Source organism: Haloleucobacter ellipsoideus, assembly GCF_052491725.1.
Map to the genome: position 1 here is coordinate 348,225 of NZ_JBQWAR010000020.1, position 13,217 is coordinate 361,441.

11 protein-coding genes are annotated in these 13,217 nt (G+C 63.6%); 2 read left to right on the forward strand and 9 right to left on the reverse strand.

All coding sequences use genetic code 11. From position 1 onward, the window contains the following. Positions 1-16: 16 nt before the first annotated feature. Entirely contained in the window at positions 17-1,501 is a 1,485-nt protein-coding gene (gene sufB, locus ACT6QG_RS13470) for a Fe-S cluster assembly protein SufB (RefSeq protein ID WP_444978079.1), read from the reverse strand. Positions 1,502-1,788: 287 nt separating this feature from the next. Between sufB and ACT6QG_RS13475 the strand changes: the two genes are divergently transcribed. Next, positions 1,789-2,772, forward strand: a complete 984-nt coding sequence (locus ACT6QG_RS13475) for a tyrosine recombinase XerC (RefSeq protein WP_444978080.1) — start codon at positions 1,789-1,791, stop codon at positions 2,770-2,772. Positions 2,773-2,776: 4 nt separating this feature from the next. Then, positions 2,777-3,229: a VOC family protein gene (locus ACT6QG_RS13480; protein WP_444978081.1), complete on the forward strand. Its 453-nt coding sequence runs from the start codon at positions 2,777-2,779 to the stop codon at positions 3,227-3,229. A 42-nt stretch (positions 3,230-3,271) separates the two neighbouring features. Here the strand turns inward: ACT6QG_RS13480 and ACT6QG_RS13485 are convergent, their stop codons facing one another. From ACT6QG_RS13485 to ACT6QG_RS13520, 8 genes are all read right to left on the reverse strand, one after another. Continuing rightward, on the reverse strand, positions 3,272-3,574 hold the full coding sequence (locus ACT6QG_RS13485) for an alkylphosphonate utilization protein (RefSeq protein ID WP_444978082.1): 303 nt from the start codon (positions 3,572-3,574) through the stop codon (positions 3,272-3,274). A 253-nt stretch (positions 3,575-3,827) separates the two neighbouring features. Next, positions 3,828-5,231, reverse strand: a complete 1,404-nt coding sequence (gene lpdA, locus ACT6QG_RS13490) for a dihydrolipoyl dehydrogenase (RefSeq protein WP_444978083.1) — start codon at positions 5,229-5,231, stop codon at positions 3,828-3,830. Positions 5,232-5,250: 19 nt separating this feature from the next. Continuing rightward, positions 5,251-5,508 carry a VOC family protein gene (locus tag ACT6QG_RS13495; RefSeq protein ID WP_444978084.1) on the reverse strand — a complete coding sequence of 86 codons (258 nt, stop codon included), beginning with the start codon at positions 5,506-5,508 and terminating at the stop codon, positions 5,251-5,253. A 130-nt stretch (positions 5,509-5,638) separates the two neighbouring features. Then, complete coding sequence (gene odhB / locus ACT6QG_RS13500) at positions 5,639-6,847, reverse strand: 2-oxoglutarate dehydrogenase complex dihydrolipoyllysine-residue succinyltransferase (protein WP_444978085.1); 1,209 nt, start codon at positions 6,845-6,847, stop codon at positions 5,639-5,641. Positions 6,848-6,934: 87 nt separating this feature from the next. Then, entirely contained in the window at positions 6,935-9,889 is a 2,955-nt protein-coding gene (locus ACT6QG_RS13505) for a 2-oxoglutarate dehydrogenase E1 component (RefSeq protein ID WP_444978086.1), read from the reverse strand. Positions 9,890-10,301: 412 nt separating this feature from the next. Next, on the reverse strand, positions 10,302-11,186 hold the full coding sequence (gene sucD, locus ACT6QG_RS13510) for a succinate--CoA ligase subunit alpha (RefSeq protein WP_444978087.1): 885 nt from the start codon (positions 11,184-11,186) through the stop codon (positions 10,302-10,304). Beyond that, a complete protein-coding gene (gene sucC / locus ACT6QG_RS13515) occupies positions 11,186-12,388 on the reverse strand; it encodes an ADP-forming succinate--CoA ligase subunit beta (RefSeq protein ID WP_444978088.1) in 1,203 nt (400 codons plus the stop codon). The genes sucD and sucC overlap by 1 nt, the downstream gene beginning before the upstream one ends. A 246-nt stretch (positions 12,389-12,634) precedes the next feature. Beyond that, complete coding sequence (locus ACT6QG_RS13520) at positions 12,635-12,958, reverse strand: hypothetical protein (protein WP_444978089.1); 324 nt, start codon at positions 12,956-12,958, stop codon at positions 12,635-12,637. Positions 12,959-13,217 lie beyond the last annotated feature (259 nt).

Here is a 13,217-nt window from a genome sequence, read left to right on the forward strand (position 1 = left end):
TTGTGTGCAAGGCAGGCTAGCCGACGCTGCCCTCGAGGCTGATGGAGATGAGTTTCTGCGCTTCCACGGCAAATTCCATGGGAAGCTGCTGGAGCACATCCCGCACGAAGCCGTTCACCACAAGCGCCACCGCATCCTCCTGGGTGAGGCCGCGCTGCATGCAGTAGAACAGCGTCTCCTCGGAGATCTTGGAGGTTGTGGCCTCATGCTCGAACTGGGCCGTGGGGTTCTTGGCCTCGATATAGGGCACGGTATGCGCGCCGCATGTATCGCCAATGAGCAGGGAGTCGCAGTTGGTGAAGTTGCGCGCATTCTCCGCCTTTCGATGGGCGGAGACGAGGCCGCGATAGGTATTGTTCGAGTGCCCGGCCGAAATGCCCTTGGAGATGATGCGGCTGGAGGTGTTCTTCCCCAGATGGATCATCTTGGTGCCCGAATCCACCTGCTGGCGGCCGTTTGAGATGGCGATGGAGTAGAACTCGCCGCGCGATTCATCTCCCCGCAGCACGCAGCTTGGATATTTCCAGGTGATGGCGGAGCCGGTCTCCACCTGCGTCCAGGAGATCTTGGAGCGGTCGCCACGGCAATCACCACGCTTGGTGACGAAATTATAGATGCCGCCCTTGCCCTCGGCATCGCCCGGATACCAGTTCTGGACGGTGGAATACTTGATCTCCGCATCTTCGAGCGCGATCAGCTCGACCACGGCGGCATGAAGCTGGTTCTCGTCACGCTGGGGGGCGGTGCACCCTTCCAGATAGGACACATAGGAGCCCTTGTCGGCGATGATCAGCGTGCGCTCGAACTGGCCGGTATTGCGCTCATTGATGCGGAAATAGGTGGACAGCTCCATGGGGCAGCGCACGCCCGGCGGCACATAGACGAAGGAGCCGTCGGAGAAGACCGCGGAATTGAGCGTGGCGTAGAAATTGTCGGTCACCGGCACCACCGTGCCGAGATATTTGCGCACCAGATCCGGGTGTTCCTGCAGTGCCTCGGAGATCGGCATGAAGATGACGCCGGCGGCCTTCAGCTCTTCCTTGAAGGTGGTGGCGACGGAGACCGAATCAAACACCGCGTCCACGGCGATGCGGGTGCCCTCACCTTCCGGGCGCACGACACCGGCCAGCATTTCCTGCTCGCGCAGCGGAATGCCCAGCTTCTCATAGGTGCGCAGGATTTCCGGGTCCACTTCATCAAGCGAGCTCAGCGGCTTGAAGGCCTTCGGCGCGGCGTAATAGTAGAGATCCTGAAAATCGATTTGAGGATAATCAAGGCGCGCCCAGCCCGGCTCCTGCATGGTCAGCCAACGGCGATAGGCATCGAGGCGCCATTCCAGCATCCATTCCGGCTCGTTCTTGCGCTCGGAAATGTAGCGGACAATGTCCTCGGACAGCCCCTTGGGGGCCTTTTCGGATTCGATCTGCGTCTCGAACCCGTATTTATACTGGTCCACGCCGATGGAACGAACCTGCTCGACTGTTTCCTTTACGGCCGCCATGTCGCCCTCCATCAGCTTCCGGCACCGGACGCGGCCTGCGGCAGCGCCCGTTCAATCCACACCTGCGGGTGAGTTGTCGCCCTTATATGGGCATTGTTTTCCGCAATTCGAGGACCATGGACCCCAAAACAGGCGGATTTCTGAGGCTGCATTGATAGCCCAGAGTACCGCGGCTGGCAAAGCTTCTCGCAAGCAGGAAAATGGAAAGGTTGCCGCAGAGAGAATAGGCTGATTCCCAACGGGTTTTTGTCCGTTCCTCTCAAGCCCCTCCGGTTGGAGCCCCTCTCATGGCCATGTCCCATGCCCAGAAAGCCGCGCGTGCGCGCCGGGATCTGCTGGAAGCTGCCGCCCCGGATGTGCGCGCGGCAGCCGAGCGCTGGCTGGACCGGCTCACCCATGAACGGCGCCTTTCCTTCCAGACGGTTGAAGCCTATGCACGCGACCTTCTGGCGGTGCTCTCCCGGCTTGCCCAGCATCTGGGCCATCCGCCGGCATTGAAGGATCTGGCGATTCTCGCCCCCGCCGATGTGCGCGCGGTGCTGGCGGCCCGGCGGGCGGAGGGGGTTGCCCCGCGCACATTGGTGCGCCTTCTTGCCGCTGCCCGGTCCTTCGCCCGGCATCTGGAGCAGGAAGGCCATGGCAAGCTGGCCGCCCTTGCCGCCGTGCGGGCGCCCAAAGTGCCCAAAAGCCTGCCCAAGCCGGTTTCGGTGGATGCCGCGCGCGCGCTCGCCGACCCCGAGACCCGTGCCTGTGAGGCCCGGGATTCCTGGGTTCTGGCACGCGATGCCGCCATCATCGCCCTGCTCTATGGCTCCGGCCTGCGCATTGCCGAGGCCCTGAGCCTGACTGCGGATGACATCGATCCCGGATCAGACCAGATCACCGTCACCGGCAAGGGCAACAAGACCCGCATGGTGCCGCTTCTGGCCCCGGTGCGGGCAGCGGTGATGGATTACAAGGCGCAATGCCCCCACCCGCTGGCCCCGCGCACACCGCTGTTTCGCGGGCAGCGGGGCGGGCCGCTCAATCCCCGTATCGTGCAGATGGCGGTGGCGCGCATGCGCGGGGCCCTTGGCCTGCCGGACAGTGCGACGCCCCATGCCCTGCGCCATTCCTTCGCCACCCACCTGCTGGCGCGCGGCGGAGAATTGCGGGCGATTCAGGAACTGCTCGGCCACGCCTCGCTCTCCACCACACAGATCTATACCCAGGTGGATTCCACGGCCCTGATGAATGCCTGGCGCGCCGCCCATCCGCGCGCAATAGGGTGACCTCATGAACAGGACAGCGCCATACACGCCCATCCGCCCCGTGTTCGAGCATATGTCGCTCGGCACCACAAATCTGACGCGCGCGATCGGCTTTTATGATTCTGTTCTGGCCCCGCTGGGACTGGTGCGGGTAGCGGATGAGGTGGAGCCTGCTGGCCACTCGGCCTGCTGGGGACCGCCCGGAACCCTGCCGGGGCCGGATGGCGCGCCGGGTGCAGCCCCCTTCTGGGTGGAGGAACGGGGCGGCCCCATCTTTTGCCCGCCCGGATTTCACCTCTGCTTCTGGGGGCAGAACAGAAGCGCCGTGCAGGCCTTTCATGCCGCCGGGCTGGCTCATGGCGGCGCGGATAACGGGGCACCCGGCCTGCGCCCGCATTATGCCGAAAGCTATTACGCCGCATTCCTTCTGGACCCGGATGGCTGGCGGATCGAGGCCGTGACCTTCTCGGCAGAATGAAGGAGCGGGCAAGCCGCTCCGCTCCTCACCCCGGCCACAGCATCAGCGCTTGCGCACGAATTCCGTGCGCAGTACCAGCCCCTTGATGCCCTCGAACCGGCAATCGATCTCTTCCGGGTTGTCCGTGAGGCGGATGGACTTGATGAGCGTGCCGCGCTTCAGCGTCTGGCCCGCGCCCTTCACCGGCAGATCCTTGATGAGCACCACCTGGTCGCCATCCGCCAGAATGGTGCCCTGGGAATCCTTCACCTGCACTTCACTGGCAGCGGCCTTGCGGCTGGCCACTTCGCTTGCGGGCAGCCACTCACCGCTTTCCTCATCATAGATATATTCGTCGTCCTGCATGCCATCCTCCGCTGGGGCTGCTTTCTGCGCGCCGGCTTGCAAATGCAGCTTTTGCGCCTTCAGGGACCATTGGGACATGCGCCACGCCATTGTCCAGCCTTGCCAGCTGTCAAAGCGGAAAATTTCATGTCAAGGCAGCAGAAATGATGTCTCAAGCATCAGTTGGCGCAAGACGCCATGCCGAATGAAAAAGCGCGCCCGACCTGACGGCAAGGCGCGCTTCCTGTTTCTTCCCGGCCCGGCGGGAAACGCATCACATATGGATGGCGCGCTTCTCCACGGCCAGCGCCGCCTCCTTCACCGCCTCAGAGCGGGTGGGGTGGGCATGGCAGGTGCGGGCGAGATCCTCGGAAGACCCGCCAAACTCCATCAGCACCGCGCATTCGTGGATCATCTCGCCCGCCTCGGGGCCGATGATATGCGCGCCCAGCACCTTGTCGGTGGTGGCATCGGCGAGGATCTTCACGAAGCCGTCCGTGGTGTTGTTCACCTTGGTGCGGCCATTGGCGGTGAAGGGGAACTTGCCCACCTTGTAGGCCACGCCCGCCGCCTTCAGCTCCTCTTCGGTCTTGCCGACTGTGGCGACCTCGGGGAAGGTGTAAACCACGCCGGGAATGATGTCGTAATTGACATGCCCGGCCTTGCCGGCGAGCTGCTCGGCCAGCGCCACGGCCTCTTCCTCGGCCTTGTGGGCGAGCATCGGGCCGGCGATCACATCGCCAATGGCGTAAATGCCGGGCACATTGGTGGCGAAGTGCGCGTCGGTCACCACGCGGCCGCGCTCATCCAGCGCCACGCCAGCACCCTCAAGGCCAAGGCCAGCCGTATACGGGCGGCGGCCAATCGCCACCAGCACCACATCCGCCTCAAGCACTTCCGCCTCGCCGCCAGCCGCCGGCTCGATCGAGACCTTCAGCGTCTTGCCGGAGCTGTCGACGCCTGTGACCTTCGCGCCCAGCTTGAAGCTGAAGCCCTGCTTGGAGAGAATGCGCTGGAAGTTCTTGGCAACATCGCCATCCATGCCGGGCAGGATGCGGTCGAGATATTCCACAACGGTGACTTCAGAGCCCAGACGACGCCACACCGAGCCAAGCTCAAGCCCGATCACGCCAGCGCCAACCACCACCAGCTTGCCCGGCACCTGCGGCAGGGACAGCGCGCCGGTGGAGGAAACGATGCGCTCCTCATCAATCGTCACGCCCGGCAGCGGAGCGACATCCGAACCGGTGGCGATGAGGATGTTCTTCGTTTCGAGAACCTCCACCTTGCCACCCTCATTCAGGGTCACTTCCACCTTGCCGGGGGCAAGGATCTTGCCGGTGCCGAAATAGGCATCGATCTTGTTCTTCTTCAGAAGGAACTCGACGCCCTTCACATTGCCGTCGATCCCGCGCTCCTTGAAGGCGAGCATGGCGGCCAGATCAAGCTGCGGCTTGCCAACGCCAATGCCCATATCGGCAAACTTGTGGCCGGCTTCCTCGAACAGCTCGGAAGCATACAGCAGCGCCTTGGAGGGGATGCAGCCGACATTGAGGCAGGTGCCGCCATGGGCGCCGCGCTTTTCCACCACGGCCACCTTCAGGCCAAGCTGGGCGGCGCGAATGGCGCCCACATAGCCGCCGGGGCCGGTACCGATGACGATCAGATCGTAGGACATGGGATGCACTTTCGAAATGTCAGTGAGGGTCCAACGCGGCGTTGAAGGCCCGGACATGGCCGAACGGATCGCGGACGCGCGCAGGGCGCGCGCACCAGAACATGTCGGCCGGTGAAATGATCACGGTTGCGCCCGAAGATGCGGCACGCGCGCAGGCGGCATCAACCGCACCCGGATCGGAAAAATTGATTTGGATGGCGGCGCCCGCCCCGTCAGGGGCAGCCGGCCCGCTCATGGCGAGATTGGCGTGCAGCTTCTGCACGCCATCTTTCGCCATCTGAGGAAAGGTACACCGGGCACCGCGTACGGTCTCGCAAAGGGCGATCATCTCCCCGCCTCCCGCCGCACACGGATGCGGCGGGATGGGTGGTGGGTGTGATCCGAACGCCAATGCCCGGTTCCCGTTCTCAGAGGTCCAGCACGAGACGCGCCGGGTCCTCAAGGGTCTCCTTCACACGCACCAGGAAGGTCACGGCCTCGCGGCCATCGACGATCCGGTGATCATAGGAGAGCGCCAGATACATCATAGGACGAATGACCACCTGACCCTTCACCACCACCGGACGCTCCTCGATGCGGTGCATGCCGAGAATGCCGGACTGCGGGGCGTTCAGGATGGGGGTGGACATCAGCGAGCCGTAGATGCCGCCATTGGTGATGGTGAAGGTGCCGCCCTGCATGTCCTCGATGCCGAGCTTGCCATCACGCGCCTTGCGGCCATAACCGGCAATCTGCTTCTCGATATCGGAGACGGTGAGCTGGTCGGCGTCACGCACCACCGGCACCACGAGGCCCTTCTCGGTGCCGACCGCAATGCCGATATTGTAGTAGTTCTTGTAGACGATGTCGGTGCCGTCGATCTCGGCGTTCACCGCCGGCAGATCCTTCAGCGCCGCAATCACGGCCTTGGTGAAGAAGCCCATGAAGCCGAGCTTGGTGCCATGCTTCTTCTCGAAGGCATCCTTGTACTGGGCGCGCAGGGCCATCACGGCAGACATGTCCACGTCGTTGAACGTGGTGAGCATGGCGGCGGTGTTCTGGGCGTCCTTCAGCCGGCGCGCAATGGTCTGGCGCAGCTTGGTCATCTTCACGCGCTCTTCGCGCGCGGCATCGACCGGTGCGGAAGCAGGACGCGGGGCAGACACCGGAGCAGCGCTGACACCGCCGGCGATGGCGGCGAGCATGTCACCCTTGGTGACGCGGCCATCCTTGCCGGAACCGGCGACGGCGGCCGGGTTCACGCCGCTCTCGGCGGCAATGCGGGCCACGGCCGGGCCATTATTGCCACCGGCTGCCACGGGGGCGGCAGGAGCAGCGGCAGGGGCGGCCGCCGGGGCCGGCGCGGCGGTTGCGGCAGGCGCGGCAACAGAGCCGCCAGCGCCTTCGGCGATCGCGCCCAGCAGCGCGCCGACCTCAACCGTATCGCCTTCATTGGCGATGATCTCAGCCAGTGCGCCGGAGACGGGGGCAGGCACTTCCACCGTCACCTTGTCGGTTTCCAGCTCAACCAGCGGCTCATCGGCCACGACAGCTTCGCCGGGCTTCTTGAACCACTTGCCAATGGTTGCTTCCGTCACGGATTCGCCGAGGGTGGGAACGCGGATCTCGGTAGCCATGGGCGTTGTCTTCTTTCTTTGGAATTCGAATGAGGTCAATGTTCTGTGGAGATCAGCTCAGGATCAAGCCTGAAGAGGCCCCCGGCATCAGCCGAGGGACTCATCCAGGAAGGCCTTGAGCTGCGCCAGATGCTTGGACATGAGGCCGGTGGCGGTCGCCGCGGAGGCCGGACGGCCCGCATAGCGCGGACGCTCGCCGGTACGGCCGTTCTGGTCCAGAACCCATTCCAGATAAGGCTGCACGAAGGCCCACGCGCCCTGATTGCGCGGCTCCTCCTGACACCACACGATCTCCGCGCCCTTGAAGCGGGAAAGCTCCTGCACCAGCGTCTTGAGCGGGAACGGATAGAGCTGCTCCACACGCAGCAGATACACGTCATTGACGCCGCGCTTCTCGCGCTCCTCCAGCAGGTCGTAATAGACCTTGCCGGTGCACAGCACGACACGCCGGATCTTGTCATCCGGCACCAGCGTCAGGCCCGCCACATCCGGGTTGGTCTGCGCATGGTCATGCAGCACGCGGTGGAAGGACGTGCCCGCCACCATGTCGGAGAGGCTGGACACCGCCTTCTTGTGGCGCAGAAGGGACTTCGGCGTCATCAGGATCAGCGGCTTGCGGAAGTCACGCTTCAGCTGGCGGCGCAGAATGTGGAAATAGTTGGCCGGGGTGGTGCAGTTCGCCACCTGCATGTTGTCTTCGGCGCAGAGCTGGAGATAGCGCTCCAGACGGGCGGAGGAATGCTCCGGCCCCTGCCCCTCATAGCCATGCGGCAGCAGGCACACGAGGCCGCTCATGCGCAGCCACTTGCGCTCCGCCGAGCAGATGAACTGGTCGAACACCACCTGCGCGCCGTTCGCGAAGTCACCGAACTGGGCTTCCCACAGCACGAGTGCGTTCGGCTCGGACAGGGAGTAGCCATATTCGAAGCCCAGCACGGCCTCTTCCGAGAGCATCGAGTTGATGACCTCATACTTGGCCTGGGTCTCGGAGAGGTGATTGAAGGGCTTGTAGCGCGCCTCTGTCTCCTGGTCGGTCAGCACCGAGTGGCGCTGGGAGAAGGTGCCGCGCTCCACATCCTGCCCGGACAGACGGACCGGACGGCCCTCTTCCAGCAGCGAGCAGAAGGCCAGAGCCTCGCCGGTTGCCCAGTCGATCCCCTCGCCGGTCTCGATCGCCTTGCGGCGATTGTCGAGGAAGCGCTGGATGGTGCGGTGGACATTGAAGCCCTCCGGCACGCGGGTGATCTTCTCACCGATTTCCTTCAGCTTGTCCTCGGCAACGCCGGTCTCGCCACGGCGCGGATCATCGCTCTCATGGGTGGCCTTGAGGCCGGACCAGCGACCATCCAGCCAGTCCGCCTTGTTGGGCTTGTAGGCCTGGCCGGCCTGATATTCGGCTTCCAGACGCTCCCGCCACTGGGCGCGGATGGTGTCCAGCTCGCCGGCGGTCACCACGCCTTCCTCTTCCAGCTTCTTGCCGTAGAGCTCCAGCACGGTGGGGTGCTTGCGGATGACCTTGTACATCTTCGGCTGGGTGAAGGCCGGCTCGTCGCCCTCATTGTGGCCGAAGCGGCGATAGCAGAACATGTCGATGACGACAGGCTTGTGGAAGCGCTGGCGGAACTCCGTCGCCACCTTGGCGCAGAACACCACCGCTTCGGGGTTGTCGCCATTGCAGTGGAAGATCGGCGCCTCGATCATCTTCGCCACATCGGAAGGATAGGGCGAGGAGCGCGAATAGCGCGGATTGGTGGTGAAGCCGATCTGGTTGTTGATGATGAAGTGGATGGACCCACCCGTGCGGTGCCCCTTCAGGCCGGAAAGGCCAAGACACTCGGCCACCACACCCTGGCCGGCAAAGGCGGCATCGCCATGCAGCAGCAGGGGCAGCACGGTGGTGCGCTCGGAATCACCGAACTGGTCCTGCTTGGCGCGGGCCTTGCCCAGCACCACCGGATCCACGATCTCAAGATGCGAGGGGTTCGCGGTCAGCGAGAGATGGACGCGGTTGTTGTCGAACTCACGGTCCGAGGAAGCACCCAGATGGTACTTCACGTCGCCGGAGCCCTCGACATCGTCCGGCGCCCAGGAGCCGCCCTTGAACTCGTGGAACAGCGCACGGTGGGGCTTGCCCATCACCTGGGTCAGCACGTTCAGGCGGCCGCGATGGGCCATGCCGAACACGATGTCCTTCACACCCAGATTGCCGCCGCGCTTGATGATCTGCTCAAGGGCGGGAATCAGGCTCTCGCCGCCATCAAGGCCGAAGCGCTTGGTGCCGGTATATTTCACATCGAGGAACTTCTCGAAGCCCTCGGCCTCAACCAGCTTGTTGAGGATGGCGCGCTTGCCCTCGCGGGTGAAGTTGAACTCCTTGTCCGGCCCTTCCAGACGCTCCTGAATCCAGGCCTTCTCCTCGGGCGAGGAGATGTGCATGAATTCAACGCCGACATCGCCACAATAGGTGCGGCGCAGGATGGCGATCATCTCGCGCACCGTGGCGAATTCCAGGCCCAGCACGTGATCGATGAAGATCTTGCGGTCCAGATCCGCCTCGGTGAAGCCGTAGGAGGCCGGGTCCAGCTCGGGCGCTTCCGGCAGGGGAGCCAGCTTCAGCGGATCAAGATTGGCCTGGAGATGGCCGCGCATGCGATAGGCGCGGATCATCATCAGCGCCTTCACGGAATCGCGCGAGGCCTGCTGCATCTCGGCCTCGGTCAGGCTGGTGCCGGCCTTCTCGGCCTTGGCCTTCACCTTGTCGGCAACCGCCTTCTCGACCTCGGCCCACTGGCCATCCATGGCCGATACGAGATCGCCACTGGCATGACGCGGCCAGTTCGGCTTCTTCCAGGAGGCCCCGCGCGCATTCTCGATGACCTGCGTGGGATCATCCTTCAGCGCGCCGAAAAAGGCCTGCCACTCGGCATCGACCGAATTCGGGTCCTGCTCATAACGGGCATAAAGGTCTTCAATCCAGGCCGCATTGGCGCCGTAAAGGAATGAGGTGGAAAGGAAAACGTCGTTCTGTTCTGCGCGCGACATGGCTTCATCCCGGATGGCGCCGGCCGCCACCTTCCACACGCCTTCGCGCGGAACGTGCAGCCAGACAGCCGCTACCAGCCACTCCTCGACGACCGGACACTCCGATACATCTTTTCAGCCCCTGCCCGAGCGTGGCTGTTGCAGACAGGGCTCTTCTGGCACTCTGACATGACGGGCTGGACAAAGGGTAAAACCCGCCATCCACACCACCACTTCAGCGGCCCCCTCATCGCCCACGATCAAGGCGAAAAACAGGGCCATCTACATTCCCTGGAACAGCTGAAAAGGGTTGCTGCATAAAAGCAACACTTTATTTGCCATCCCAACGTCTCATGTGGGGACCAGCCCCCTCAAAAGCAACCTGCCCCGCCTTCCCCGGGAGGAGAAGGCGGGGCGGTTCATCCAGGACCGATCAGCCCTTCAGCACTTCCACCAGCGTCTTGCCGAGGCGTGCCGGGGAAGGAGACACACGGATGCCCGCGGCCTCCATGGCGGCGATCTTGTCTTCCGCGCCGCCCTTGCCACCGGAGATGATGGCGCCGGCATGGCCCATGCGGCGGCCGGGAGGAGCCGTGCGGCCGGCGATGAAGCCCACCATCGGCTTCTTGCGGCCCTTCTTCGCCTCATCGGCGATGAACTGCGCGGCCTCTTCCTCTGCGGAACCGCCGATCTCGCCGATCATGACGATCGACTCGGTCTTCGGGTCGGCCAGGAACATCTCCAGCACGTCGATGAACTCGGTGCCCTTGACCGGGTCGCCGCCGATGCCGACAGCGGTGGTCTGGCCGAGGCCTTCCTGCGAGGTCTGGAACACCGCCTCATAGGTCAGCGTGCCGGAGCGCGAGACCACGCCCACCGAGCCCTTGCGGAAGATGTTGCCCGGCATGATGCCGATCTTCGATTCGCCGGCGGTGACGATGCCGGGGCAGTTGGGGCCGATGAGGCGGGACCTGGAACCTTCCAGCGCCCGCTTCACGCGCACCATGTCCAGCACCGGGATGCCCTCGGTGATGCAGACGATGAGCGGGATCTCGGCATCGATGGCTTCCAGAATCGCATCAGCCGCGCCCGCCGGGGGCACATAGATGACGGAGGCATCGGCGCCGGTCTTCTCGCGGGCCTCGATCACGGTGTCGAACACCGGCAGGCCGAGATGGGTGGTGCCGCCCTTGCCGGGGCTGGTGCCGCCCACGAACTTGGTGCCATAGGCGATGCCCTGCTCGGCGTGGAAGGTGCCGGTCTTGCCCGTGAAGCCCTGGGTGATGACCTTGGTGTTCGCATCAATCAGCACGGACATCAGACAGCTTCCTTCTTCACAGCGGCCACGATCTTCTGCGCGGCATCGTCCAGGTCGTCAGCAGGGATCACGTTCAGGCCGCTCTCGCGGATGATCTGCTTGCCCTCTTCCACATTGGTGCCCTCAAGGCGCACGACCAACGGAACCTGAAGGCCGACGGCCTTCACGGCGGCGAGCACGCCACGCGCGATGACATCGCACTTCATGATGCCGCCGAAGATGTTCACCAGGATGCCCTTCACGTTCGGGTCCGAGGTGATGATCTTGAACGCCGCGGTCACCTTCTCCTCGTTGGCGCCGCCGCCCACGTCGAGGAAGTTTGCCGGCTCTTCGCCATAGAGCTTGATGATGTCGAGGGTCGCCATGGCAAGGCCCGCGCCGTTCACCATGCAGCCGATGGTGCCATCGAGCGCGATATAGGCGAGGTCATACTTGGAGGCCTCGATTTCCTTCTCGTCCTCCTCGGTCAGGTCGCGCAGCTCGGCGAGCTCGGGATGACGGAAGAGCGCGTTGGAATCGAACGACACCTTGGCGTCGAGAACCTTGAGCTGGCCGTCCTTGGTGACGATCAGCGGGTTGATCTCGAGCATTTCCATGTCGGTGTCGTTGAAGGCCTCATAGAGCACTTCCACCAGCTTGCCGGCCTGCTTGGCCAGATCACCGGTCAGGCCGAGAGCCTTGGCCACCTTGCGGCCATGGAAGCCCTGCACGCCGGTCGCCGGGTCCACCGAGAAGGTCAGGATCTTCTCAGGGGTGTTGTGGGCGACTTCCTCGATATCCATGCCGCCTTCCGTGGAGACCACGAAAGCCACGCGCGAGGTCACGCGATCCACCAGCAGGGAGAGGTAGAATTCCTTTTCGATGTCGGAACCGTCTTCCAGATACAGGCGGTTGACCTGCTTGCCGGCCGGGCCGGTCTGGATGGTGACGAGGGTGTTGCCGAGCATCTGGTTGACGTGGGCCAGAACCTCGTCAACCGACTGGGCGAGGCGGACACCGCCCTTTTCGCCCGCATGCGCTTCCTTGAACTTGCCCTTGCCACGGCCACCGGCGTGAATCTGGGACTTCACGACCCAAAGCGGGCCGCCGAGTTCCTGGGCGGCTGCAGCGGCTTCATCAGCCTTGAGCACGGGCACGCCACGCGAGACGGGCGCACCGTATGTCTTCAGGAGCGCCTTGGCCTGGTACTCATGAATATTCATCTCTTCGTCCCCTATAAGGGTTGCGAAGTGCCCCTTCCCCCCTGAACCGTTCCGAACCGCACGGGCCTGCGCCCGGGACCGGCTGCGAAACGACCTCCATCCCAGATAGGGAACCGCCTGAAAGCGCCCTGGGGCACATCGCAAACAGTTCCCGAGGAGGGGAACATTCGTCTCCTACACCTCGCCGGCGACTTCACCGGCACGAAAACGGCGCCTCCTTCATGGAAGCGCCGCCATGGATCGAGATCACTTGCCCAAGACGGGTGTGACCTTCTGGCTGGCCTGCATCCATCCCTGAATGGCGCATGCCAGATTAAAGCGCATGATAGAACCTGCCGCGACGGATTCCACCCCTGCCTGTACAGGCTTCGGGCTTTCAGCCCCATACTGGGGGAAACCGATGTCCATCATGTGAAGGAAACGGGCAAAGCCATTCTGCATCCCGCGCCGGTGCGGGCAGGAGAGAAACTGCGGGAACACGAGTGCGCCCAGGCTTTCCAGCCTGACCGAAAAGGCGGGCAAACCACCGATCTGGCCGACCCTGAAAAGGGCGAACGTGTTGCGGGCCATACCATCGTCCCCGGGAATGAGCCTGCACATGGCGGCGTCAAACGAGCGGGGCCTCACTACTCCCATATGACAGGTGGTTCAAGCCGCCGTGATTACGGAAAAAGTTGCATAAGACATGTGCAGGCCGGAGAGCAAAGCTTTCCCTGCGAAATATGGTATCAAAAAACCTCTCAATCAGCGATGGAACCGGCTGCGACTGTCCATGTTTTGCATTATTGCAAACTCAAACTGGGGACAGGAGCCGCCCGGAAGAATCGCC